Raw genomic sequence first — 24355 nt, 5'->3', positions numbered from 1 at the left:
GCTTAGCCCCCATCGCGAGATAGGGGCCTTTATCTTGCCATAGCCCTTTTTCCTGCCGACCTCTCTCCGCCACACTCTCTTCGACCATCATCGCGCTTCCCGATGTTCGCGACACGTTCTATGCAAGCCTGGTTAGATGAGTCGCCATGAGGACCGGTCTATGGCCATCCGGATCGAAGCCAAAGCGGGACACCGCCTGCAATTGTCGGGGGACATCGAGACGGTCTTGGACGTGTCGGCAAGCAGGATTGTTGCAGGGTTTTCGCTGGCGTTTTCAGATGGAACATTGGTGCTTGGGCGCTGGATTCCGGGCAGCCATGCGTGCCATTTCGGCATCGTCAGTGAGGGTACGGTGACGATCAGGATTACCCCTCACGGGTTGGGCGAGGCACTCGATCTGGACGGGAACATTGCTTGGATCACGCTGTCCGGCGGCACGCAGACGCTGCAGCCGGAGGCCAAGGCTGGTGAAGAGCAAGTGCCGCAAGTGACGCTCGATATTGAGCTGCGCGAGGACGCTTGATGGGCCCTCGGCAAGGCAGCGAAGAACCTCCCATCGCCTAACGAGTTAGCCTGCTTCGCGGACTTCCGCAGCGAGCAGCGCCAACCGCTCTTGGCAAACTTCCTGCACGAGTTGACCCAGCTTCTCGACCCGGCCCGCGAGCCACAGCAAATCCTCTTTCGAGATGCTGTAGTGCTTGGAGTAGCGGGCCTTGACGTAGGCGTCTTTGAGCTTCTCGAACAATGCCCGCTCGCGCCGTGTATCGCGCGGCCAAGCATCAACGAGGCGTATGTCCAACCCCTCGGCCTGCGTGCGCAGGAAAGCGAGATTGTGGTTATGCGGCGTATAGAAGGTGCGGACTAGCAAGACGCAATGATAGAGGAATTCCGCCGACTGATGCAGGTCGAATGCTGCCTCTTTCAGATAGCCTTGCTCAATATCGAACCGCGCGATGTTGAAACGCTTGTTTGCTGCCGGCGACCACTCGTCGAAGTATTCCTGCGCCATGGCAAGGGCCTGTTCGGGCGTCTTGGGCTTGGGCTCCGGGAGAGGCCTGTCGTCGGCCTCGAACAGCAAGACGCCATCGCGGGCGATGTCCATGAAGAAGTAGCGCCCATGGGCAAGGCCATCACCGACTTCCTGCCAGGTGTGGACCACGAAATTGGCGGGCGTGCGCAGCGTGCCGGCGATCTTCTCCTCGATCAGCCGCTGGTCGGCCGCCGTCCAGTGGGCGGCGCGGTCGGTTAGTTCCTTCTGGTTGACGATCACCAGCAGATCGAAGTCCGAGACGTAGCCCTTGGCGGTATGGGGCTCGTCAACCCAGCCGCCACGCGCATGGCTGCCGTAGAGGATAACCTTGAGAATGCGGCCCCGGCGGCGCCGTGCCGTGGCGTTCTCGTGCGCGGCGGCGAACTCCTCGAACAGGATCTGGACCACGCGGTCCAGGTCGCGCTGCTTGCTGGCAGGCAGATGATCGAGGTCGGTCTTCATGGGTACAGAATCGCGGGAAAACGGCGCTTTGCCAAGCACAAAACGCAGGCAGGTGCCGAACAAGCCCCCTTCCCGCCAGCGCAAAAGAACGACGACAACTGGCGGAACGGCGCAGCCCAGGGGCAGTGATGTCGGGCGCTATGCAAACGAGAAGGACGAAACAGCACCCGCGCCGCACCTGCACGCAGGGTCATTGCAAATTCTCGAGATGCACCTGCCCCCCCCCCCGCTCCAGCACGCGCCGGTCATTGCCCCTGCGACAGGGCGACAAAGAGCGCAGATTGGGACGATGTCGCGGCGCCCGTGGCAGGCGGCGATGCCGGGAGCCGGCGGATGGCGAAAAGGCCGTCCGAAGGCCGTGCCGTTGCCGAGCCCTGCCCCATCCCGTGCGTAGGGGGTGCGACAGAAGCGAGATAGCCAATGGTTTCGGGCGGCAAGCGCTTACCGCCCGCCAGGTAGGCGGCATAGCGCGCCGGTCCCGCATTGTAGGCCGCGAAGAGCCCGGGATAGCCGAAGCGGTCGTACATCAGGCGAAGAAAGAACGTACCGGCAAGGATGTTGTCGCGTGGGTCGTCGGGATTGGAACCAAGCCCGAGCCGCGCGCGCATGTTGGACCAGGTCGCGGGCATCAGCTGCATGAGCCCGATGGCCCCTGCCCGCGAGCGGATCGGGTGGCCGCCCTGGACGGTGCGCCCCCGGCTTTCCGCCTGCATCACCCGCTCGATCCAGGCCAGGGGCACCCCGAAACGCCGCGAGCCTTCGCGCGTGTAGGGCCGCCAGGCGGCGACCGTGGGCGCAACGTCTTGGCCGGCTGGCTCAGCGTTTACCCGGCTCGGCGCCGTCAATGCCAGAACGGCCAGGGCCCATCTCAGCGCCGCCACAACAGCCACGCCTTGCCGATAAGATCGACGCCCTCGCTCACCCCGAAATAGCGCCCATCGAACGAATCCGCGCTGTCCATCAACAGCAAGACCTGCTCCCGCCGCAGCACGCGACAGCCCTGCCACCACGGCAGAACCCGGCCCAGGGCATCGCGTTGCTGCCGCGTGGCGACCGGCCTGCCATTGACGAAAACCTCGACACCGCGCGCGCAGACCCTATCACCTGCCTCCGCCGCGACACGCTTCACCAGCGGGACGTTGCGGGGCAGATAGCGCCGGGTCGCGGCGACCGTGCGAAACGGTTCGGGCACGCGCGCCACCACCATGTCGCCGGTTGCAGCGGGGGTACCGGGACTGACCCAGTAGAGCCCGACCGGAGCGCTCGCGCTGGCGTTCCAGACGAGACGAGGCAAGGGCGGGACCAGTGCCGATCCCACGACCAGTCCGCTCCCCAGACCCAGCACAAACAGGCGGCAGCAAAGCCGCCGGCGCGCTTGCTTACGCGCACGCAGCGCCTCGCCCCAGGCGAGCAGCGGCGCATCCGGCGCCGCGTTGCGACGCCCGCTCATTGCGACAGTCCCCGCGAACTCTGCGCGCGCGACCAGGCATCGAGATCGTCGATGTGATACTGGACGTAGCGGCAATGGCGGCGGAACACCGGCCCGGTGCCGTTGCGGCGCATGCGCCGCAGCAGCAGCGCGGAAATCTTGAGGTAGGCCGCCGCCTGCTCGGTGTTGAGGAACGGCGAGCCGCGCTTGGCGCGTGCTGCCCGGGCGATCTGGTCGTCTTCTGTCATGGGTCGCTATCCTTCGATCAGGGCGAGCCGGGACAGCCGGTTCGCGATATCGAGGATGCGGGGACCGACACCGCGCGGGGAGTGTCGCAATCGGCCCCTGCGTTTTCGACACAGGGGCCGCCGCATCCCCGCGCCGCGTCCGGCGCGGGGACCGCTGGGCTCAGCGCGACCAGATGAGCTTGAAGGCGCCGCCTTCGCCTGGGGTCAGCGTCGCGTAGATCGGCGCGGGAAGCGAAGGGTCGTCGAGCTTGAGGCTGAGATAGTCGGTGCCCGTCTCGCGCGCGGTCTTGGTCCAGCCCGCCCCGAATTCGACGCCGCCGGCGCTGACGCGGTGGTCGGGGGCCTTGTCATGCTCGCGCTCGACCGGCCGGATCGTGGCCTTGGCGCGCAGGGTCAGGGTACGGATTTCCCCGTTGTAGACACCGTCCTCGTTGCGGGTGAAGCTGCCGATCTGTGCCATGGTATGTCTCCTTTTTCGCGGATCCGAGTGCCGCCCGATGCGGCCTCGATGGCGGTCGATCGGGCGGCGTCGCGCCGCCGTGCACCGGGACGGCCGCAGCGCCAGCGCAGGACGGCAAAGCCGCTGTTTCTTGGCCCGCGAGGAGCCCGCCAGGGCGGGGAAGAAACCGGGGCGAAGCCGTTGCACGGACAAGGCGCGCACGCCGCCAGACCAGCCATGAAGAGAGGCCAGGGGCGGCATTGGCGAGGCGAAAAAGGACTCGCCTGCTGGCACGATCGCGCAGCCCATCCCTGTGCAGGACAGGCCCGTCGGGGAACGCTGCCCGGCGCTGCGTGCGGCCGGTTTCGGTAGCCTAGCGCGCGACAATCTCCCGGTGCAGCACGGGGACGGTGGCGCAAGCGGGGCTGCCATCCTTGCCGGTGCCACAGACGGTGGAGACGATGATTCCACCTTGCTCCGCGCGCTCGAGCAGCTCCGGCGCGATATCGTGGATGTCGATCTTCATCCGGCGCGACCAGGGCGAGGCAGGATCGCCGGCCGCCTGGCCCACGCGCACATAGACGAAGCGGCGGATGGGCCCTTCGGCGCGCACCTGATCGCCAAAGAACCTGGGGCCGGGTCCGACGCGCACGGCGAAGTCGAAGGCAAGCGCTTCCCCGTCGCTGGACTGGGCGGCGTGCAGCGGATGGCCATCTTTGGATTGCAGACTGTGCCGCACGCCGGGCACGGGTCGGTAGATCACGATCCGCATCGCGATTTCCGTGGTGTCCGTCCGCTTCATCGCCGCTCTCCCGTGCCCTCGCGCGCGCCCGTCGCCAGCGCTGCCGGTCGAGCATAAGGCGCCCGCACCGGCTGATCCAGCGCGGGTGCGAACACTTCATCGCCGCGCGGCCGAGCCCTCTGGGCGAGGCCGCGCGGCGCGCATGTCCGGCAGGGGAAAGGCGGGCGGGATGCCTCCCGCCCGCACCTCTCACGCCGCTTCGGGCAGCGGCTGTTCTCCATCCGCCTCCGGCTCTGCCGAACCAGCGCCACGAGCCATGTGGCGCGCGGCGATGACCCGGGCATGGGCGGCAACCGTGCCGACGCCGCCGCGCTCGGTATAGGCCGAGGGCGGGAACTGCATCCAGCGCGGCACCCAGCGCGCGACCTTGTCCCGGCCTTGCGCGCCGGTGAGATGGTCGGCGATGATCTGCCTGAGCGTCTTTGCCTTCTCGCCCGCGTTGGCAGCGGCAACCACCCCGCCGGCCACCTCTGCCGTGATCCGGCCCAAGACGTCCCGGTCGCGCAGCAGCGCGAAGAAGGCGTCATCGGCCTGCCACCAGTCGGCCATGGCGATGCCGAGCTCGCCGCCCACGGCCTCGACCGCCGCCGAACCGGCCGCGAGGGTTTCGCCCATGACGATGGGCAGGACGCGCATCACCGCCGCGTCCGGCAGGGCGACCAGACGCAGGAACAGTCCGGTCAGGCCATAGTCGTCGCCGTTGCCGCCGGTGACGGTCGGTTCTTCGGCGGCAAGGCCCAGCGTGTCGAGAACCGCCCGCCGCTCGGCGCCAAACACCGCTTCGGCGCGAGCGGTTGCGATGCTTTCGCGCACGGCATCATGGCGCGTTGCCTGCGGTTCGGGCCGAACGCTCCACAGCGGCGAGCCGACGATGGCGTGGGCGACCATGAGACGCAAGGCCAGGCCGGGCTGGCCGATCAGCGCGGCACGCACCGCCGCATGGCGGTGCAGGTCGACATAAGTCTGGAGCGTAGAGGTCAGTTCAGGACGGGAGGGCTTGGGCGCCTCGGGCAAGAGGGCCGCTTCGCCACGTGCGATCCGGCGGGCTTCGGCACGGGTCATATAGCCTTCGTGGAACGTGACTTCGCCGGTTGCGCGCACATCGATGTAGACCCGCCCGCCCTTGCGCTTTGCGGCCTTCTCGTATTCCCAGGCGTGGAAGTGCTCGGTGGGCGGGATCACGACGACATCGGCCCAGCCTGCGGCGCAATAGGCATCGCGCGCGGCAGCAATCGCCGCATGCTGCGCGGCCCAGAACGCATCGAGGTCGGTGAAGTAGCGATCCTCACCGAACAGATCGGCAATGGTCGCGCCGCCGAAATCAGCCAGGTCGAACAGCGCGAAGCGCACCGGGATCGACTGGCCGCCAAGCAGCCAGGCCTTCACCTGATGGCCCATGGGTACATGGGCATGCGCATCGTCGAACAGCGCCAGCCAGGCCTTTTGCTGGCTCTTGCTGGCCAGCGTCAGGTGTCGCACCGTGACGCGGTCGATCCGCTCGGCGCGGTAGAGCTCGCGGATGCGCGGGAGCAGGTTGCCGAGCGCGAGGACGCGCCGGACGGAGAGTTCAGGCAAGCCGAATGTCAGGGCGATCTCGTCGAGACTCCGCCCTTCCCTGACCAGCCGGGCGAAGCTTTCCCATTGCCGCACTTCGTCGGCATCGAGCCGGGCCATGTTCTCGATCATCGAGGCCTCGATGGCGGCGGCATCGTCGCCTTCCTCGAGGATCGCGCACGGCAGGAGCAGCGCATCGGGATCGATGTCACCGGCTTCCCGCCGTTCGTCCGCGACGATGCGGCTGGCGTGAAAGCGGCGGCTGCCGGCAACGATACCGCAGCGGCCATCCGGATCGGGCGGGCGGACCAGCAGCGTCTGGATGACGCCGCGCGCGCGGATGGTCGGCAGGAGGTCGGAGACATCGGGGGCCTTGCGGCCAAAGCGCATGTTGGTCTTGTCGACGTAGAGCTTGTCGAGCGGGAGATGGTCGAGTTTCATGGGTCATCACCTTTCTTGCACAAGGTGCCGGTCGCGCGAATTTCCCAGGTTGTGGCGGGACCGGCACGGGGATGGCGGCGCAGTGCGCCGCCGTGGGTCATCCCCCGTCAGGACGGGGGAAGCTCGGGCGCCGCCGGTGCCTCGTCCGCATCCGGGCCGAGGCGCCAGAGCATCGCCTGGGCGCCAAGGATCGAGCCGGAACGGCGCGCCCAGGCGGCCCAGACCGAGAGCGGGTGCGCGGTCGCAAATGCGCAATCGCGTTCGATGGCGAGGCCAAAGGGCAGCCGCACGGATGCGATTTCCGCAAGGCTGAAGGAGCCGAGTTCCGGGCAACCGAAGCCGAGATCGGCAAGCCCGAACAGCGTATCGCCATCCTCGTCCAGTTCGGTCGCCAGCCATGTCGCTGCGCCCATGGGGTTGAACAGCTTGAGCACGGGCCGGAAATCGGGTGCGGCAAGCTCGTCGCGCATGGCGGCGTCATGGCGCATGGCGTTGGCGCGCAGGATCGCGCGCAAATCATCGGGCAGCAGGATCATGCCGCGATCCTTTCGTCTTCCCGGGCGCGCGCGGCGGCATGATGGCGGGACAGCAGCCAGTCGGCCGCCTTGGAAGCGGCACTGGCGGCGCGGAAGATGGCGCGGTTGTCCTCGCGCAGGACGTCGAGCCAGGCGCCGAGGTAATCGGCATGCCGAACCGTCGGGACAATGCCGAGCGCCGCGCAGAGGAACGCCGAACCCATTTCGGCAATGAGTTCCTCGCGGGCATAGTCCTTGCTGCCGAAGCGGTTGGTCAGGTCGCGGTTCAGCCGCTTGGCATGGCCGGTCGCGTGGCACAGTTCGTGAAAGGCGGTCCTGTGCCAGTTGACCGGCTCGAAGAAGGCGGCCTGCGGCGGCACGACGACAAGGTCGGCATCGGGCGCATAGAAGGCTGCGTCCCCACCCACCCGGAAATCGACGCCCGATGCCGCGATCACCGACTGGGCCAGAGGCGGGATGTCGCACTCGGGCAATGGCAGGGGATCGCCGCCAAGGCCGGCAGGAAGGCCATCGCACTGGGCGACGTTGAACACGGTAAAGCGCTTGAGGAAGGGAACCGCCTGGGCCTCGTCGCCATCGCGCGCGGCGCGTTCGGCTTCGGCCTTGGGGGTGAAGCGGTCGGCATAGACCACGCTCACGCCGCACTCGCCCTTGCGCACGCAGCCCCCCGCCTCGCGCGCCTGGCGAAAGGTCAGCCAGCCTTGCGAAGGCCAGCCGCTGGCGATGACGGCACACCACAGGATGAGAATGTTGACGCCGGAATAGGGCCGGGCCGTCACGGCATTGCGCGGCAAGCCGGGCCCGATGCCCAGCCCTGCCTGTTCGGCCCTGGCCCAGGGCTGGACCCACGGGAAACGCCCCGCCTCCAGTTCCGCGACGATGCGCGCGGTCACTTCGTCATAGAGGCTGGCGCGTTCGTCCTTGTTGTCGCAGCGATCCTTGCGGGCCGCACTGTGGTGCAATGATCTCGGCATGACCGTTCCTTTCCAACCACCCTGAAAAAGGCACGAAGCCTCCCCGCGAAGGCGGGGGTGGGCGGCGAAACGCGACCAAGAGGCCCGGCTGCAGCGGACAGGGACACCGTCAGGGCGGAACGGACGTGGAGCACCCCGCGCAAAGCGCAGCGGGCGGGGTTGTCCCTGGCCGCGACGGGCCTAGGCGGGAGCGCCGGCCACCTCCGCCGCGCCGGGAGAGGCAAAGCGAACAACGCCGCCGCGCGGATCGCGCGGCGTCCATGATCGTGCGCCAGCGATCGCCACCGTCCGGCCGAGACCCGACAAGGGGCTCGGGGGCGAACCCGGTGAGCCCTGGAGCGTGGTCGCGGCCATGCCGCGAGGCGCCCCAGCCCTGTTGATGTGCCCCTGTTGATGCGGCCCTCTCGATGCCACCTTGCCGATGTGCCCGCGCCAATGAACCCCTGCGGCCTTGCATCCTGCCTTCCCGCCAAACCGAGGCATTGCTCTGGCCTTTCCCTGACACAGTCCCGCCAAGCCCCCCGGGGACATGGCGGGCGTCAGGTTGGTGCCGACCCGTCATGGGCTTCCCTCAGGCCAGGATTGCAGGATCACGGCTGGCCCGCCTGCGCAGAGGGCGGACCCGGCCGCCACCAGCCGGCGGGCCAGCGACTTGCGGTGCTCGCCGGCCCCGGGCCAGTCGCCCGGTCCCAGGACAAGGTCGGCAATCTCGCGCAAGCTCGCACCCGAAGCACGGGCGTCGGCGGCAAGCAGTGCTAGGTGCTGGCGGCGCAGGCGCTGCGGCTGCGGGTAGGCTCTGGCCGGAAGATAGATACGGTGCAGGGCGGCGAGCTGCCGCCCGAGCCGTGCGTCGGCGACGATCTCGAAACCAAGCAACACGGGGCGTGTGGGCAGATGTCCCGCGACGAGATCGATGCGGGCGACATCGCCTTCGCAGTCAAAAGCGATGTGCTCCCCTTCCGCGTCCGCAATGCGCCGCGCGCTGCGGGCCCGGGCGTCGAAGAGCAACGACGCGCCCGTTTGCTGCGACACGATCCGTGCGCGCAGGACGCAAGGATCCGCCTCGACCGACCAGACCGGCACGACCTGGGTAGAATCCGCCCCCGGATCAGCGGCAAAAGTGCAGCCCCCAGCGGCGGGCCAGGTTGGTCCCGGGCGCAGCGGCCGATCGGTCGATCCCACCGGCCAAGCCACGCGACAGCCCCATCGCACTGTGCCAGGCGGCGCGATAGGCCGGGTCGCGTCGCAAGACTTCCCAGGCAAGCCCGGCGCGCCCGCGACGTGACAAAGCCGCGATGCGCTGCGCCAAGATGCTGCCGCTCATGGTCTTGGGCCAGGCAGAGCCCGCGACCACGCAACCAGGCGCGCGCGAGACGCGCAGGGCGGCGGTACCGGCAGGACGCCGGCATCCATCGCGAAGAACAGGCTTGTAGACAGCCCGTGCATGCACCCCCCTTTGCCGTGATGACGCGCCCAGGGTCCGCTAGGGATGCCGGTCGCATCACCCAGCACGCCCCGCGCCGCATGCGCTCATCGTCCCTGAGGCGGGCGCGCGTCACCCCCCGAAGATCGTGGGGCATTTCCCCACGGGCTGGCTGCGGCGGCCGATCACGGCGATACCGGCCGTGCTCCCGGCGCATACCGGGGGCGAAGCAAATGACAGTGCAATCCGTCCCGATCCCATCACTCGCGCGTCCGGGCCGCCATGTCGCTGCGGAGCGGTTCGAGCCGACCGACCGCGCCCGAATCATCCACAGCGTTGGAGGGGGGACGAGTCTTCGGCTCATCTCATCCCGAGCTTGCCACTTTTGGGCGCGCGACTTTGGCCGGCGGGTGTCGCTGGCCTTGCGCGGCGGCGGGAGCGGGTTGGAAAAGGGCAATTCCCCGATCCGTCACCGGCTCGCGATGGTGTTCGTCCTTCGCGGCAAGGGATTGGTTTGGTTGCCAAAGATACCGCAAACCGCTTGCGCGCAGACGGGCGGAAGGAGGTGCAAAGCAGGTGCGAACGACATCTGACAAGACGCCTGGAAGGCGCATCGCCGCGCCTGCGCAGACCCTCGCTTGTCATCGTCTCCGGCCCAACATGCCAAGGTCGCCGCGATGACGGACGCCGTGGACACGCTCGCACTTCGCCTTTCTCCACGGCACCGCGAATGCTTGTGGCACGTCTTTCACCTGCGGACGTCCAAGGAAATCGCCATCGCGCTGGGCATCGGCGTCGGCACGGTGGATTCCTACATCGCCGAAGCGGTGGCGATCCTGGGCGCGCCGAACCGCCGTCGCGCCGCCGAACTGCTCTACGGCGGCCGCGCTGGGACGGCCCCCGGGAAAATCGAGGGCGAAACTCCGGGGGTAGCGGCCAGCCTGGACGATCCTCCACTGCCCGACCCAGGGATGCAGGTCGGCGAATGGCATGTCCTGCTGCCCTTCCGCTACAAGGGAGCACAGCGCAATGACCTCGGACCTATCCACCGCCTGTTCTGGTTCATCCTCATCGTCCTCGCCGGCGCCGCAAGTTTCGGCATGCTCGCTGTCGGGCTCGAAGTCCTCTCCCGGCTTCTTGCGGAAGCCTGAGGCCGGCCAGTGCAAACCGGCACCGGGCCCGGCACCTGGCATTGCCGCCTTGGCGGGCGACCTACACGCCTATGAGAAGCTGCTCCAGGCGCTGTTCGCGAAAGGCGGCGAGCTGTCGACCTCGGCCATCCTCGCGCAAGTCGGGGGCAATCTGTCTCCCCTCGCCGGCCATCAGGTCCTCACCGCCATCAGCCATGCCCAGCTGCAGACCTCGAATGCGCTCGGGCATATTGCCGAGGCCCACCGCATGCTGGAAGCGCTGGGGCGCAAGCTGGGAATCGACGTGGATGCGTTTGGCGACGTCCTCAAGCCCCCCGCGAGTGCGACGCTCGGGATGCCATCGGGGGGAAGCGGATGAGCGAGCGTGGTGCCGACCTTGCGAGTCCCCGATGACCGAGATCGTCGCGTTCCTCCTCCTGATCGCGGCGGTCACGATCCATGCCGCCTGGCGTGGAGGCGCGCCCGAACGCTGTGCGGCGGTAGCCATGCTGCTGGCAGCCATCGCGACCAGCCTGACGGACCTGAAGGCGCCGCTGCCGTTCCGCACCGTGCAGTGGCAGTTGGTCTGGATCGACGCGGCGCTCTTTGCCGTGTTGTTCTTCATCGCGCTCACCGCGAACCGCTTCTGGCCACTATGGATCGCGGCGATCCAGTGCCTGGCGCTCGGCGCCCACGCATCGCGCGCCTTCGCGTCCGATATCCTGCCGCTCGCCTATTGGTTCATCCTCGGCAAGCTCGCCTACCCGATGCTGTTGCTGCTCGTCATCGGGACCGAGCGCCACCATCGGCGCAGCCGTCGTGGCACAGGCGATCCGCAAGCGACCACGGATGCGGGATGGCAGGGCTCGTCGTCCCTGGACGTTACTGCGCCGCGACAGTGAAGCACGGATCGCACAACCGCGTCCGACCCGATCCGGTAGCGTCCGGGGACGGGACGCAACCTGGCTGGCCAAGGCACGAGGCGTGGGCATGGCCGCGTTGAGCGGATCGTCCGGCCCCGCCATGCGGGCCGAGGCATGTCGCATCCTTGCCAGGATGCGCGAGGCCACTGGCGCCTGCTTTGGGAACGGGTTCGCCGCGACCCTGCGCCTCGACATGCTGGCGGAGCTCTATCTCGCCGAGTGCGAAGATCGTGCGCTCCACGCCTGGACCCTGTGCCTCGCGTTGCAGGCCGCGCCGTCGACAGCACATCGCAAGATCGGCGAATTGGAGCGGTGCGGCCTGGTGAGCAGCCGTCGCGGCGCGGCCCCGGACAGCGATGGCAGCGCGACCCGGCGCGACAACCGCTACAGGCGCGTCCGCCTGACACCGGAAGGCCGGGAGAAGACATGCCGGCTGCTCGACCAGTTGCTGCAGATCTGGAGCGGAACCGGCCGACAGGACGCGACCGGTATGACGCCATAGCACGCGGTCGCAACCACATGCCGGCAAATCAGCGGCGCAGCAGGCATGACCGGCACGTTCTGGGCGCGAGGCGGTGGCAGGCGCCCACCAGGTGGCAGACTGATCACAAGGCAGAGCATCGTTGCATCGTTATCCGTGAAGGAGCAGCTTGATGGCCCCCGAGCCTGCGACGGCCGATCACGTCTATCGGCGTGTGCGACACGAGATCGTCGAAGGCACATTGCTGCCCGGCCAGGCGCTCAAGCTCGGCCAGCTCACCGACGCGTTCGGCACCAGCGCGACCCCTGTCCGCGATGCTCTCAATCGGCTGGTCGGTGAGCGGTTCGTCGACCTGCTGCCAGGGGGTGGCTTCCGCGTTCGGCCGCTCGGCGCCGCGCGGCTGGCAACCCTTTACCAATGGCATGGCCAACTGGTGCAGCTTGGGCTGCACACCGGCGTCTCCCAGCCGGCAAAGGCGCGTATCGGCGCGCTCCGGCGCGACCTGGGTCGGCCTGATCAGCTCGCCACCGCGACCAGCGCCCTCTTCGCCATTCTGGCATCGGACGCCGGCAATGCGGAACTCGAGGACGCGCTCACCGCCGCGTCGCAGGCCCTCGCCCGCGCGCGGGCGCTGGAGCATCGTCTGCTGCCCGGTCTTCGCGACGAGCTGTCGCAACTCGTGGCCACGATCGAAGGCGATGCTGTGAGCGCGGCGCGCCGGGCGATGGCGCGCTATCACCGCAAGCGCATCCGGCTGAGCCCAACACTCCACAAGATGATACCATCAGGACATGTTTAGCGATCGTATCGCGGGCAAATCGCAAGATACGGCCGCACAGATCGGCAATAGTACCTCCCATTCCCGCCGACCGACTCTCAATCTGGGACAATATAAGTTCGCGCCTGAACCGGCGTCATCATACTTTTCCCCATGCTGCATTAGGGCAGCGAAAAGGAGAAGACGAAATGGAACGTACCAGCGAAGAGCGTCGTGACGACGTGGTCGAACTCGGCGCCGTGAGCGTCGAAACCAAGGGCATCGCCGGTGGCCAGGTGGATCTGCCCGCCGGTCAGGGCCATGCCGGCATCCTCGACGACTGAGCGACCGCTTGGCGCATCCCTGACCGGATGCGCCAAGCCTTGTCCCACTGCGAATGGCGCGGCCGGCCGCTGCCGACGCCCGCCTGCCGGAAGCGAGAATGCCCCATGGCCCGTCCGGAGATTGCCTGGTGCCAGGTCGGCGCCCGGATCGTCGTCATCGACATTGCGCGCGACACCTATCTGCAATTATCGCCGCATCTGGTCGCGGCCTTGCACGCGCTTCGAAGCGGCAGCGCCCATGGCGACGGACCGGCTGATCGGTTCGAGAGGCTCGCCAGGATCGGTCTCTGCGATGCGGATTTCAGTCGCCCGGCGGCGCCAACCAGCCTTGCCGTGCCCGAACGCGACCTGCCGCCGCGCAGCATCAACGCGCGATGTCGCGCGCCATGGGCGGTAGGGACAGCGCTGGCCCGGATCGTCATCGCGCGTCTCGCGGTCCGCGTGATTCCCCTGCGCGTGCTGGTGGGGTGGATCCGGCGCCTCCAGACCCGACCATCGGCATCCCGACCGCCAGACAGCGAAGCGGTCCAGACCGTCCTGTTCGTCCGGGCGCGGCAGCTTGTGCCCGCGCAAGGAACCTGCCTGCCCGACTCGATCGCGCTGTTGCACTTCCTGCGCGCGCGCCGGATCGCCTGCCACATGGTGCTCGGCGTTCGGCTCGATCCGTTCGAAGCGCATTGCTGGATCCAGAGCGCCGATGCCATCCTCGGCGATACCCACGAGCGCGTCGCCTGCTTCACCCCGATCCTGCAGCTATGAGCCTCGCTCGCTATCTGGGCGTGGTCCTGCTCGGACAGGACCGGCCAGGTCCGGCCCTAGCGGCGTCGCGCAACGTCGCATCGCAACTGGGCCTGGCACCTTGTGCCGCAGCGACCAGGCACGTCCTCTACGCTGCCGGTCCAGCCGAAACCGTCAACGGCTTTCCCGCAGCAACCCACGTGGTGGGACCCACTTTCCCCCGCGCGCCCAGTGGTTCCCCGTTCGTCGGGACCATCGACCGCAACGCCGCACCCGCCCATTTTCTCGAGGCGATCGAAGCGCGATGGGGCGCCTTCGTGGCCTGGACCAGCAGCGAAGCAACCGGCGAGGTCTTCGTCTATCGCGATCCGTCGGCGCGCTGTCCCTGCTACTACCGGCGCTGGGGCGACGAAGTGGTCATCGCCTCGCACATGCCGTTCATCGAGGCCCTGACCGGCCGGGCCGAGGCCATCAACTGGGCGGTCGTTGCCGACGAGCTGCTCTACCCGGACCTTGTCGGGCGGGCGAGCGCGCTGCGCGATATCGCGGAGGTCCTGCCGGGTGAAATTCTGCGCATCGGACACGCAGGAATCTCCCATCACGCGCTGTGGAGCCCGGCCAAGTTCATCGACGCGGCAGCCATGCCCTCGTCCGAAGCGGCGCAGGACGAGGTCACGCGGGCCGTGGACAATGCGTGCCGGGCATGGTCTCACCATATCGGGCCGCTGGCATTGACATTGAGCGGTGGGCTCGACTCCTCGGTGCTCGCGGCCACGCTCCCCGGCCTGCGCCATGCCGTCACGATGATCAGCGACAGCGGCAGCGGCGACGAGCGGGCCTTTGCCGGCGACGTATGCCGGCATTTTGATCTTCACATGCATGAGCTGCAACTTTCGCCAGCCGACGTCAGCTTGTCCGTCTCGGAGGCCGCGGTGCGCCCGCGACCGTCGGCGCGCGCGTTCACGCAGAGCCTGGTCAGGCACGCCCTGGCACTCGCCGACGATGTCGGCGCCCAGGCGTTCGCCTATGGCAGTGGCGGCGACAACGTCTTCTGCTTCCTGCGCTCGGCCACGCCAGCCAGCGACCGGTTGGCCGCGCAAGGGCTGGGCGCGGGTTATTGGAAGACGGTGATGGAGGTCGCTGCCGTGACCGAATGCTCGCCGTTCCTGATTGCCCGGCGATCGCTGGCAAAACTTTTGCGCCGCCGCCAGGCCTGGACCTGGCCACGCGACGAGCGCCTGCTTGCCCCCGCACTGCTCGAGACGCACAGATCGCATCCGGCCCACCCATGGTTTGCCGAATTCGCCGATCTGCCCGTCGGCAAGCGCGAGCATGTCGCAGCGATCATGCGCGGCCTCGCTCTGGTCGATTATCTCGACAGTACAGGGGGTTTGCCGACCGTCTATCCGCTCCTGTCGCAGCCGGTATTGGAAGCCTGCCTGCGCCAGCCAACCTGGCTCTGGTATGAGGGCGGCATCAACCGTGCGATCATCCGTCGCGCCTATGCGCAAAAGCTCCCCGGCAGAGTCGTCCAGCGCGCGTCGAAAGGCGGGTTTACCGGTCTGGTGCGCAGCCTCTATCTCGACAACCTGGCCCAGATCCGCGGCATGCTGCTCGACGGCGAACTCTGCGCGCAGGGGATCGTCGACCGCCAGGCACTCGAGGCCGCTCTGGCCAGGCCGCCGGTGGCAGCGGATCACACCTATGTGCGGGTCATGCGGTTCGTCGATGTCGAGGCCTGGCTGGCGGCACGGCGCGGCTGACGCGGCGCAATGTCATGGCGCTGCTGTCTCCTCAGGTTTAAACCAGCGCTCGAACCAGGCGAGGTTGCGCTCATAGACCGCGAGCCGATGCGCGGGCTGGAGCTTCACATGGGCCTCGCCGGGAAAAACGTACATCTCGGCCGGCCAGCCGGCGTTCTTCACGGCCGTATAGGTCGGCAAAGCCAGGCGAAACTCCTCTTCCCCCGCCTGGATCAGCAAGGGGACCGGCGGCAGTGCGCCAAGATTGGGTGCCAGGGATCCCTGCTTCCAGAAGTCGGGCCGATCCGCGTTGAACCTGGGATAGCCTGACTTGGCGTACCAGTCCTCGAACCCCGGGCCAAGACTGGCCATCATCGCGGGGTCCTCGCAGCAAGTGCTGAGCGCGGCAGCCTTGAACAGCCGCGAATGGATGAGGGCGAACGTTGCGGTCGAGGCGCCGTCGCTTTGTCCGGTGATGCCGATGCGGGCAGGATCGGCGATGCCGCGCGCGATCAGGCGCTCGACGACGATTTGCAGCGAGGACTGGACACTGCGGCGGTCCGACCAGTCCTTCTGATTGGCCTGGAGGAAGCCGAACAAGTCGCGCGGCTTGTCGCGCAGGGCATACCACGGCGGCCGGGTGAAGCTGAGCACAGCGAACCCCCTGGCTGCGAAAAGTTGTATGGGAAATTCGTCGGCGGTCCCGCCACGCAGGAAGCCGCGTGAATCATATTGCACGACGATGAGCGGCACGGGATGGCCCGGACGATATGCGGGCGGAAGGACCAGGTCGGCAAACGTGTCGATCCCGAAGGCATTGCGCCAGACCAGCCGCTCGGGCTGGCCAAACCGGATCGCCGCGAATTCGGGATTGGGGTCGTAGATCGTGTGGACCTGGCCGCTTTCCGGATCGATGCCGATCACATGGCGGGGCACCGTGGCGGCTTCCGCGGTACAGACCAGTTCGCGCGGGCCGAGCTGACAACCGAGCCAAGGATCGGTGGTCTGGTGCAGCAGCTGCGGTGCGCCTTTGCCCAGATCCCAGCGCAGCAGCGCCGTCTCGCTGCGCGCGACGCCTTGGCGGCGCAGGAAGAGGATCGTGTGGGCATCGCGTTTCCACAGCGCGACGACGTCGCTGCAGAGCGCTTGCGGACAAGGCAATTCATGGCCGTCGACCATGACATGCAGGGCGTCGGGCGCAAAAAAGGCGTGGGGCTCGGCAGGCGCCAGCCAGGCACGATCGTCCCCCGTGCCGAGCAGCACCGCTTGCGTGGCGCCGTCGGGCCAACCGGGGGTGCCCGCCGGGTCGAGCACCAGGCGCTCGCGCTCCGTCGCCGGGCGCAGGCTGCGCTCCGCCAGCCCGATCACCTCGATGCGGCTGGGGACCGGCGATGGCGGATGCGGCCGGCCCCCGGCCAGCGGCCAGAAGCGTCCATCATAGCGCCAGCCGTGGAGTCCCTCGGCGTCGATCTGCCTTTCCGCATCGAGCAGGGCGTCGCGGCGGCGATAGACGATCGCTTGGCCGTCGGGCAGCCACTGGAAATCGTCGATCGACACGCCGGAATGGGTCACCTGCGTCTCGTCCGATCCATCGGCTCCTATCACGAACAGCTGCATCACACCGCCGATCGCCTTGGTGAAGGCGAGCCGGCCGCCATCGGGCGACCAGCGCAGCACCGGGGGCACGGGTGCCCCGGTCACCAGTCCGGCAAAGCCATACTTGTCGAAGGACAGCTTGATCACTTCGCCGCCATCGGCGATGCGCCGCGCCGGCGCGGGGCTGTCCGTGTCCTTGACGAGGATGCCGGTGCAGTAGCGATTGGCGACGGGATCGCCACGGCGGAGTTGCAGCGCGATATGCCGACCATCGGGTGACAGCGCGGCTGGGGGGCCAGGATAGGCATCGAACTGCATGCCGCCGAAATCGCGCAGCCGCACGAGGTCGAGCGCGGTGATGGCACGTTGCGCCCCAGCGGGCGCCGAGGTCGGCGCGGGCGGCATCAGGTCGCAGGGTGCCTGGCTGGCCCAGGATAGCCCCGGGACCAGTGCCAGACCAAGCGCAAGGCCGCCCAGCGCTGCGTGCAGCGTGACCTTTCTTGCGTGGGACTCCGCCCGCTGCCCCAAAGCTGCGCCTCGGACCCGGTCTGATCCCTCGCGCAAAGGAAAATGGTCGGTCATCGCCTACCAATCCTTGGTGAGCGAGACGCTGACGAAGCGCCCGATCGGGGACTGGTTGGTGGAATCGTAGCTGACATAATAGTCGGCCACGGCCCGGGCATAGGCGGGCTTTGCGTTGAACAGGTTGCGCACCGCGAGCGCGAAGCCCAGTCCCGGGATCGGCCCTTGCGGGGATGCGCGATAGACCAGCGCGAGATCGAACGTCGTCTGCGATGCGACTCTGACAGACGGACTGCTGCGGGTATCCTGGACCGCGCCGGTATAGTTGGCGAAGGCCGACGCGCTGAGGGAGCGGCGCGTCCATGTCGCGCCGGCGCGACCGCGCCAGTGCGGTGGGTTGAAGATCGTCCCGGCCAGTTCGGTCACCGGCAGCGACGGGTCGAGCTGCTGGCGCGACTGCAGCCAGGACGCCGAACCGTTGAACACCAGCTTTTCATCCGCGCCAAGGTCCGCCTCGTAGCGCGCCGTGACATCGACACCCCGGATCTTCTGGCGGGCGACATTGAAGAAGGCGTTGTAGACAGAAGCGACGACGGCGCTGGGTTCATAGGCAAGACCGGAGTAGTTGTAGAGCGGCACCGGCGCTGCCGCGATCAGCGCCGCCTGCTCGGCAGCTGAAGGATAGGGATCGACGAAGCGCGCGAGCGTCTGACCACTGAGCGCCGTGTAGAAGTCGGTCCCCTGGAACGGCTGGGCCACCCTGTCGCGATAGGCTATCTCGAAATAGCTGCCTTCCACTTGCAGCCCGGGCACGGCGCGCGGATGCGCCGTCGCGGTCACCGACCAGGAGGTGGCGCGCTCGGGCTTGAGTGCACGATTGCCGCCGTTGATGAGCAGCACGGTGGCATCGGCGGGGTAGCCCGTGCCGCCGAGCGTCGTTGCGGCATAGAGAAAGGCATATTGCGGCTGGTATTGCTGGTAGAGCGTGGCCGCCTTGAAGGACTTGCCCCAGGATGCCTTGACATCGATATCCGGGCTCGGCGCGTAGATCGCACCCAGCTTGGGTGTCAGCACCGCGTCGATCCCAGGATATCTCTCGTAGCGCAGGGCACCGCTCAGCGACAGGCGGTGAATGGCGGTGATCGCTTGCCCGGGCGACACCAGCGGGACGTAGATCTCGCCAAAGCCATAGTAGCTGTCCTGATGGGCGTCGATCGGAGCAGGCAAGCTGACGGAGCGGTTAAGATAACCGTTGTCGCGGTAACCCGCCCCGGCAGCAAAGCGGATTGCGCCCGCCGGGAGGTCGACAAGGTCGCCCTGCGCGCTTGCTTCGAGCGACTTCACCGAATTGCAGTAGCAGTAGGGATAGGCGCTGACCGCACCGGCCGCTGTGATGGTGAACTGCTTGGTGTCGGTATGGTCCTCGCCATAGACACCGCTCAGGGCAAAGGTGAGCGAAGGCGACGCGGCGAACGTCAGCGACGGCGCGATCGAGAACGACTGGTTGGTCGGCTCGGTCGTATAGCGTGAGCTGCCGGGGACCTGCAGGACCGTGGCCGAGCGCCGCCAGTTGTAGAGTCCATCGATGCTGAACGTCAGGTCGGGCGCCAGGGCCTGGTGGAGGCTCAGCACGGCACTGTGCCGCGTCAGGCCGGGCAGCAGCGTGGTATTGCCCGGCATGTACTGGGTAAAGCTGCGCTGCCGCGCCGTAATCGCGGTATCCTTCTCGAAGTCGTACGTCGCGATGAGACCGCCGCCGTTCCAAGTGGTTCCAGCCACGAGGCTGTACTGCTGCTGCGTGTCGCCGCCATCGGTCGCGCCGCCAACCCGCGCCGTGGTGGAAACCCCGTCATAGTCCTTGCGCAGGATGATGTTGGCAACGCCGCCGACCGCGTCCGAGCCATAGATTGCCGAGGCACCGTCGGCGACGATCTCGATGCGCTCGACCGCGACCAGCGGGATCGCGTTGACGTCGATCGCCTGGGTGAACGAACCATAGGCCAGGCGGTGGCCGTTGAGCAGAGTCAGCGTGGCATCGGGTCCCAGCCCACGCAGATTGATGCTCGATGCCGAGTTCTGGTTGTTGTTGCTGCCCGGCGCGCCCGGCGCCACCCCCGGATTCTGTCCTCCGGCAAAGCTCTGCGGCAGGGTGCGAACCGCTTCGCCGAGATCGCTCTGGCCGGCCCGGGCGATGTCGGTGCTGCTGAGCGTGATCACCGGCGAGGCCGGCGGGCCCCCCCGGATGCGCGAGCCGGTCACCACGATCGTGCCAGCTTCCCCCGCGTGGCCCGCTATGGCTTGCGGCGCCTGCGATCGCCCCACGACAAGGACACTCCCGTCGCGCTCCACGATGACGAGGTCACTGCCCGCGAGCAGCAGGTCGAGCGCCTCGCGGAACGTGTAGGCACCATCGATCGGGCTGGCCGACTTGCCGGCGACGACCTCGGGCGTGAAAATGATCTCGCGCCGGGATGCACTGCCCAGCGCGCGCAACGCATCGCCGAGGCTCTGCGCGGGCAAGTGCCATTGCTGGCGCGCTTCCTGGGCCGCAGCAGGAACGGCCAGCGCCCACAGGCTCGCCGCAAGCAAGAATGCATTCGATCTCTGGTGTTTCATGGATACCCCCCTGGCGCCATTGCAGGCCGTTCGGGGGTATCCATGCCGGCCCAGCGGAGTTTATGAGGGCGGGCAGGAGTTTTTTGCGTCGCGCGTGCACCGGTGGGCGAGCACGATGGCGGACGGGCTTTCCTCGAGCGACAGATCGAGCAGGGCGGCGAGGTTGCCGGCAAGGCGGTCCGGCTCGCGGATGCGGAACGTACCCGAGACGCGCAGATCGCCGAGCGCTGGGTCGGCAAGTTCTATTGGTTTGGCGGCGTAGCGATTGGCTTCCGCGATAAGCTCGCGCAAGGGCACGTCGGTGAAATCGCGCAACGCGCTTGGCCAATCCGTGCGGGCCAGAGGAGTAACTTGCGGCGCGCTGTCGACAGCCTGGCCGATCGCGACGCCATGGCCGGCGCTGAGCCGGATGACCGCACCGCCGCTCCGGGACGACGCGGCCGAGGTGCCGACGGCAGGCGGCTGGCGAACCTCCACCACGCCTTCGATGAGATCGACGCTGGCACCGGCTGCGCCGCGCAGCGCCACGTCGAAGATCGTGCCACGAGCGAGGATCGAACCTCCGCCGGCGGTCACGACGAAAGGACGCGGCTCGTGCGCGACAAAGAAGCGCGCGCGGCCGCGGAGCAGAGCCAGATCGCGCCGCTGCGCCGAGAGAGCCACCTGCACGCGGCTGTCGGCATCGAGAATCACGCGCGAACCGTCGGCGAGACGGAATTCGCGCACGTCGCCAGGTGCGGTAGCGAGACTGGTGGCCTCACTGCCCGGCGCTGCAGGACTGCTCGCCGCGATCAACGGATGGCGCGGTCCGATGGCGCGCATGGCGCTCGTGGTCAGCGCGATCACCACAGGCACGGCCACCACGCAGAGGACCAGCACGAGGACCGGGTTGCCGATGAGCCGCCCCAGCTTCGTAGTGCCGAGACGCCGGGCGGCCTTGCCAGGATCGGCCGCAGGGGATGACGGCTTGAGCCCTTTTCCCAGGCTGAACACTTCGCTGACATGGTTGTAGGCCTGGCGATGCGCCGGATCGGCCAGGAGCCAGGTCTCGAAATGCGCACGCTGCGCTTCGGCCTCGGGTCCGCGCATGAGCGCGAACCACATGGCCGCATCCTCGCGCAGTTCGCGCATCCGCAGTCGATCGATCTGGGTCATTCGCTTTCAAGAGCCGTGGAGATGTGGGCCAGCGCCCGCCCGACATGATACTGGACGGTCGGAATGCTGATGCCGAGCCGCTCGGCGATTTCGCGATAGGTCAGCTCTTCGAGGCGGTGAAGCAGAAAGGCCGCACGGGTTCGCTCGGGCAGGCTCTGCACCGCCGCCGCGTAGCGCGCCATGACATCGGCGTGGGCAAGACCGTCCTCCTGCGACGCTGGCACGGCGATCTCGCCAGCCGCCTCGATGGGAATGTGGGATGCCGCCATGCGGCGCGAGCGGCGCCGGCTTCGCTCGAACAGCAGGTTGCGCGCGATCCGCTGCAGATAGGGCGCGGGATGGGCAAGGGTTTCGCGCGCCATGAAAGCGGCAAGCCGGGTGAAAGCCTCCTGGACCAGATCGGGCGCTTCGTCCGCCTCGCCAAGCCGGCGGCGGAAGAAGCGCGCGAGGCGCGGCGCTTCGGTGCGGTAAAGCCCGTCGATCCGGCCGGCATCGCCCTCCTGCTCTGCATCCGGAGCGGTCCCGGACTCCGGCTCGGCGGCCGGCGCCGCAAGTCGGCGTTCGCCCGCAAGCGCCCGGGCATGTCGCATTGGCATGGAAACGCAAGGCCTCGACGGGCCGGCAGGCATCGCGCCCCGGGACAATCCGGAGTTGGCGATAACGGAGCGACGCGCGAGGTCTTCGAAAGAACCCCTGCCATCCGACCACCGGGTCGGATGTAGTGATGCCTGGCAGAACAGGAGGAAGGCGGGTGCCGGCGATCGACGCCTCCGCCGCCCATGATACGCAATCATCCACGCCAAGCAAGACGTGGCGCACCCCCTCGCCCGTGGCGGCGCCGCGCCCGGGTCGCGGCGGACATCGGCGAGAAGGCTCGCGACCCCTGCCAGCATCTCACCCTGGCAGCCGGCCCGTGTGATCCTCACCCATGACCGCCCCTATGGAATCTCGGGTGCGGTCGGAGGCACGCATGACCCCGACCAAACTGCTCATCGGCCAGATTCTCGTCGTCTTCGCGATCGTCGTCGCGAGCATGTGGACGGCCACGCAATGGGCCGCCGCCCGGCTGCTCTACCAATCCGAACTCGGGCATCCCTGGTTCGAGCTGCTCGGCACGCCGATCTATCACCCCTGGTCGATCTTCCCCTGGTGGTTTTCCTACGACGCCTACGCCCCGGCGATCTTCGACAAGGCGGGAGCCTTGGCGGCCACGGGCGGATTCCTCGGCTGCGGCGCGGCCGTGTTCGGTTCGCTCTGGCGCGCGCGCCAGTCGGGCAGTGTCACGACGTATGGCTCGGCGCGCTGGGCCGGTCTCAAGGATATTGCCAAGGCCGGGCTGCTGGGCAGCAGGGGCGTAGCGCTCGGCCGCGTGGGTGACCACTATCTGCGCCACGATGGCCCCGAACATGTGATGGCGTTCGCCCCCACCCGCTCGGGCAAGGGCGTGGGCCTCGTCGTGCCGACCCTGCTGTCGTGGACCGGCTCGGCCATTGTCCACGACATCAAGGGCGAGAACTGGGAACTCACGGCCGGCTGGCGGTCGCGTTTCTCCCATTGCCTGCTGTTCAACCCCACGGACGCGCGCTCGGCGCGCTACAACCCGCTCCTGGAAGTGCGCCGGGGCCGAGACGAAGTGCGCGACGTCCAGAATATCGCGGATATCCTGGTCGATCCGGAAGGCGCGCTCGAACGGCGCAGCCATTGGGAGAAGACCAGCCACGCCCTGCTGGTCGGTGCGATCCTCCACGTCCTCTATGCCGAGGAAGAAAAGACGCTGGCGCGGGTGGCGACGTTCCTGTCCGATCCCCAGCGTCCGTTTAAAGCAACTCTTCGCCGTATGATGACCACCAATCACCTGGGCAGCGAAGAGGCGCCTGCGGTTCATCCGGTCGTGGCCTCCGCCGCGCGCGAACTGCTCAACAAGAGCGAGAACGAGCGCTCGGGTGTGCTCTCGACCGCCATGTCGTTCCTCGGCCTCTATCGCGATCCCACCGTCGCCGAAGTCACGTCCGCCAGCGACTGGCGGATCGCCGATCTCACGCAAGCGCCCCATCCCGTCTCGCTCTACCTCGTCGTGCCCCCGTCCGACATCAGCCGGACCAAGCCGCTCATCCGCCTGATCCTCAACCAGATCGGGCGGCGCCTGACGGAGACGCTGCATGCGGGCGAGCCGAACCACCGCGGCGATACCAAGCGGCACCGCCTGCTGATGATGCTCGACGAATTCCCCGCACTGGGCCGCCTCGATTTCTTCGAGACCAGCCTGGCCTTTCTCGCCGGCTATGGCGTCCGGGCGTTCCTGATCGCCCAGAGCCTCAACCAGATCGAGAAGGCCTATGGCGAGCACAACGCCATTCTCGACAACTGCCATGTCCGCATTGCCTTTGCCAGCAACGACGAGCGCACCGCCAAGCGCATTTCCGATGCGCTTGGGACGGCGACCGAACAGCGCGCGATGCGCAATTACGCCGGCCATCGCCTCGCCCCCTGGCTGGCCCATGTCATGGTCAGCCGCCAGGAGACGGCGCGCGCCCTGCTGACGCCTGGCGAAGTGATGCAGCTCAGCCCGGCGGACGAACTCGTGCTGGTTTCGGGGCATCCGCCGATCCGCGCCAGGAAGCTGCGCTATTATGAGGATCAGGCGTTCGCCGAGCGCGTGCTTGCCGCGCCAGCGCTGGACCACAGCGTCTATCCCGACCTTCCGCCGGCCCGCGGCAACCCCTGGGCCGGACAGGTGCGAGGGGCCGACGAGCGCCTGGCCATCGTAGCCGATACGCAGGCCCCCGCCGAAGATGGCGGCCTGGAGCAAGCCCGCCATCCGGCGCCCGAGATCGCGCCGGCATCGCCGCCGGCGCCGGAGCCGGTCGATCCCCTCGGCCTGGGTGATGAGGATGGCGACGGCACTGTCGAGCGCCACGCCATGGACCGCGTGCAGGCCACGGGTGCCGCGCGCACGGTCTACGGTCTCGATGCCGGCAGCGCCCGGCCCGATGACCTGCGGCTGGATTTCTGA

25 protein-coding genes are annotated in these 24355 nt (G+C 67.9%); 10 read left to right on the top strand and 15 right to left on the bottom strand.

The genetic code is table 11. The features are described from left to right. Positions 1–160 precede the first annotated feature (160 nt). On the top strand, positions 161–523 hold the full coding sequence (locus R9J51_RS07060; RefSeq protein ID WP_179506250.1) for a hypothetical protein: 363 nt from the start codon (positions 161–163) through the stop codon (positions 521–523). A gap of 45 nt (positions 524–568) precedes the next feature. On the opposite strand, the gene R9J51_RS07055 is transcribed toward R9J51_RS07060, so the two are convergent. The 11 genes from R9J51_RS07055 to R9J51_RS07005 all read right to left on the bottom strand — a co-directional run bounded on the left by R9J51_RS07055 (position 569) and on the right by R9J51_RS07005 (position 9239). Continuing rightward, on the bottom strand, positions 569–1492 hold the full coding sequence (locus R9J51_RS07055; protein WP_179506249.1) for a HEPN domain-containing protein: 924 nt from the start codon (positions 1490–1492) through the stop codon (positions 569–571). A 245-nt stretch (positions 1493–1737) separates the two neighbouring features. Next, entirely contained in the window at positions 1738–2373 is a 636-nt protein-coding gene (locus R9J51_RS07050) for a lytic transglycosylase domain-containing protein (protein WP_179506248.1), read from the bottom strand. Next, the gene (locus R9J51_RS07045) at positions 2361–2942 is read right to left on the bottom strand and encodes a S26 family signal peptidase (RefSeq protein WP_179506247.1); all 582 of its coding nucleotides are present in this window, start codon (positions 2940–2942) and stop codon (positions 2361–2363) included. Before R9J51_RS07045 ends, R9J51_RS07050 begins: the two co-directional genes overlap by 13 nt. Further along, positions 2939–3169 (bottom strand): helix-turn-helix domain-containing protein, encoded by a 231-nt coding sequence (locus tag R9J51_RS07040; RefSeq protein WP_179506246.1) that lies wholly within the window; start codon positions 3167–3169, stop codon positions 2939–2941. The genes R9J51_RS07045 and R9J51_RS07040 overlap by 4 nt, the downstream gene beginning before the upstream one ends. Positions 3170–3329: 160 nt before the next feature. Then, positions 3330–3629 (bottom strand): DUF736 domain-containing protein, encoded by a 300-nt coding sequence (locus R9J51_RS07035; RefSeq protein WP_169473312.1) that lies wholly within the window; start codon positions 3627–3629, stop codon positions 3330–3332. 352 nt (positions 3630–3981) lie between these two features. After that, positions 3982–4410 (bottom strand): DUF5990 family protein, encoded by a 429-nt coding sequence (locus tag R9J51_RS07030; protein WP_179506245.1) that lies wholly within the window; start codon positions 4408–4410, stop codon positions 3982–3984. Positions 4411–4599: 189 nt separating this feature from the next. After that, on the bottom strand, positions 4600–6405 hold the full coding sequence (locus R9J51_RS07025; protein WP_179506244.1) for a ParB N-terminal domain-containing protein: 1806 nt from the start codon (positions 6403–6405) through the stop codon (positions 4600–4602). 107 nt (positions 6406–6512) lie between these two features. After that, positions 6513–6941, bottom strand: coding sequence for a DUF2958 domain-containing protein (locus R9J51_RS07020; protein ID WP_179506243.1), 429 nt, complete (start codon positions 6939–6941; stop codon positions 6513–6515). Then, entirely contained in the window at positions 6938–7915 is a 978-nt protein-coding gene (locus R9J51_RS07015; protein WP_179506242.1) for a zincin-like metallopeptidase domain-containing protein, read from the bottom strand. The genes R9J51_RS07020 and R9J51_RS07015 overlap by 4 nt, the downstream gene beginning before the upstream one ends. A 558-nt stretch (positions 7916–8473) precedes the next feature. Next, positions 8474–8923 carry a DNA -binding domain-containing protein gene (locus R9J51_RS07010; RefSeq protein ID WP_432787913.1) on the bottom strand — a complete coding sequence of 150 codons (450 nt, stop codon included), beginning with the start codon at positions 8921–8923 and terminating at the stop codon, positions 8474–8476. A 100-nt stretch (positions 8924–9023) separates the two neighbouring features. Further along, on the bottom strand, positions 9024–9239 hold the full coding sequence (locus R9J51_RS07005; protein WP_179506241.1) for a transcriptional regulator domain-containing protein: 216 nt from the start codon (positions 9237–9239) through the stop codon (positions 9024–9026). A gap of 776 nt (positions 9240–10015) precedes the next feature. Between R9J51_RS07005 and R9J51_RS07000 the strand changes: the two genes are divergently transcribed. The 8 genes from R9J51_RS07000 to R9J51_RS06965 all read left to right on the top strand — a co-directional run bounded on the left by R9J51_RS07000 (position 10016) and on the right by R9J51_RS06965 (position 15474). Further along, complete coding sequence (locus tag R9J51_RS07000) at positions 10016–10489, top strand: sigma factor-like helix-turn-helix DNA-binding protein (RefSeq protein WP_179506240.1); 474 nt, start codon at positions 10016–10018, stop codon at positions 10487–10489. Positions 10490–10538: 49 nt separating this feature from the next. Next, positions 10539–10847: a hypothetical protein gene (locus tag R9J51_RS06995; RefSeq protein ID WP_179506239.1), complete on the top strand. Its 309-nt coding sequence runs from the start codon at positions 10539–10541 to the stop codon at positions 10845–10847. A gap of 31 nt (positions 10848–10878) precedes the next feature. Next, the gene (locus R9J51_RS06990; RefSeq protein WP_218843554.1) at positions 10879–11370 is read left to right on the top strand and encodes a hypothetical protein; all 492 of its coding nucleotides are present in this window, start codon (positions 10879–10881) and stop codon (positions 11368–11370) included. An 88-nt stretch (positions 11371–11458) separates the two neighbouring features. Next, the gene (locus R9J51_RS06985; protein WP_432787912.1) at positions 11459–11893 is read left to right on the top strand and encodes a MarR family transcriptional regulator; all 435 of its coding nucleotides are present in this window, start codon (positions 11459–11461) and stop codon (positions 11891–11893) included. A 151-nt stretch (positions 11894–12044) separates the two neighbouring features. Beyond that, entirely contained in the window at positions 12045–12671 is a 627-nt protein-coding gene (locus R9J51_RS06980) for a GntR family transcriptional regulator (protein ID WP_179506238.1), read from the top strand. A 167-nt stretch (positions 12672–12838) separates the two neighbouring features. After that, positions 12839–12973, top strand: a complete 135-nt coding sequence (locus R9J51_RS06975; protein WP_169473295.1) for a benenodin family lasso peptide — start codon at positions 12839–12841, stop codon at positions 12971–12973. 105 nt (positions 12974–13078) lie between these two features. Beyond that, positions 13079–13732 (top strand): lasso peptide biosynthesis B2 protein, encoded by a 654-nt coding sequence (locus R9J51_RS06970; protein WP_179506237.1) that lies wholly within the window; start codon positions 13079–13081, stop codon positions 13730–13732. Beyond that, the gene (locus R9J51_RS06965) at positions 13729–15474 is read left to right on the top strand and encodes an asparagine synthetase B family protein (RefSeq protein ID WP_179506236.1); all 1746 of its coding nucleotides are present in this window, start codon (positions 13729–13731) and stop codon (positions 15472–15474) included. The genes R9J51_RS06970 and R9J51_RS06965 overlap by 4 nt, the downstream gene beginning before the upstream one ends. Positions 15475–15486: 12 nt before the next feature. Here the strand turns inward: R9J51_RS06965 and R9J51_RS06960 are convergent, their stop codons facing one another. From R9J51_RS06960 to R9J51_RS06945, 4 genes are read right to left on the bottom strand one after another with little or no spacing between them, the layout of a single operon-like run. After that, positions 15487–17631, bottom strand: a complete 2145-nt coding sequence (locus R9J51_RS06960) for an Atxe2 family lasso peptide isopeptidase (protein ID WP_179506235.1) — start codon at positions 17629–17631, stop codon at positions 15487–15489. 3 nt (positions 17632–17634) lie between these two features. Further along, on the bottom strand, positions 17635–20187 hold the full coding sequence (locus tag R9J51_RS06955) for a TonB-dependent receptor (RefSeq protein WP_179506234.1): 2553 nt from the start codon (positions 20185–20187) through the stop codon (positions 17635–17637). A 60-nt stretch (positions 20188–20247) separates the two neighbouring features. Beyond that, on the bottom strand, positions 20248–21342 hold the full coding sequence (locus tag R9J51_RS06950; RefSeq protein WP_432787911.1) for a FecR family protein: 1095 nt from the start codon (positions 21340–21342) through the stop codon (positions 20248–20250). After that, a complete protein-coding gene (locus R9J51_RS06945; protein ID WP_432787910.1) occupies positions 21339–21938 on the bottom strand; it encodes a sigma-70 family RNA polymerase sigma factor in 600 nt (199 codons plus the stop codon). Before R9J51_RS06945 ends, R9J51_RS06950 begins: the two co-directional genes overlap by 4 nt. Before the next feature lie 374 nt (positions 21939–22312). On the opposite strand from R9J51_RS06945, the gene R9J51_RS06940 reads away from it, so the two are divergent. Beyond that, on the top strand, positions 22313–24355 hold the full coding sequence (locus R9J51_RS06940) for a conjugal transfer protein TraG (protein ID WP_179506232.1): 2043 nt from the start codon (positions 22313–22315) through the stop codon (positions 24353–24355).

The organism is Novosphingobium rhizosphaerae (assembly GCF_050920675.1).
In the GTDB taxonomy this organism is placed as follows: domain Bacteria; phylum Pseudomonadota; class Alphaproteobacteria; order Sphingomonadales; family Sphingomonadaceae; genus Novosphingobium; species Novosphingobium rhizosphaerae.
Note: the sequence above shows the minus strand (reverse complement) of the source record. Positions and strands in the feature narration are given on the sequence as shown.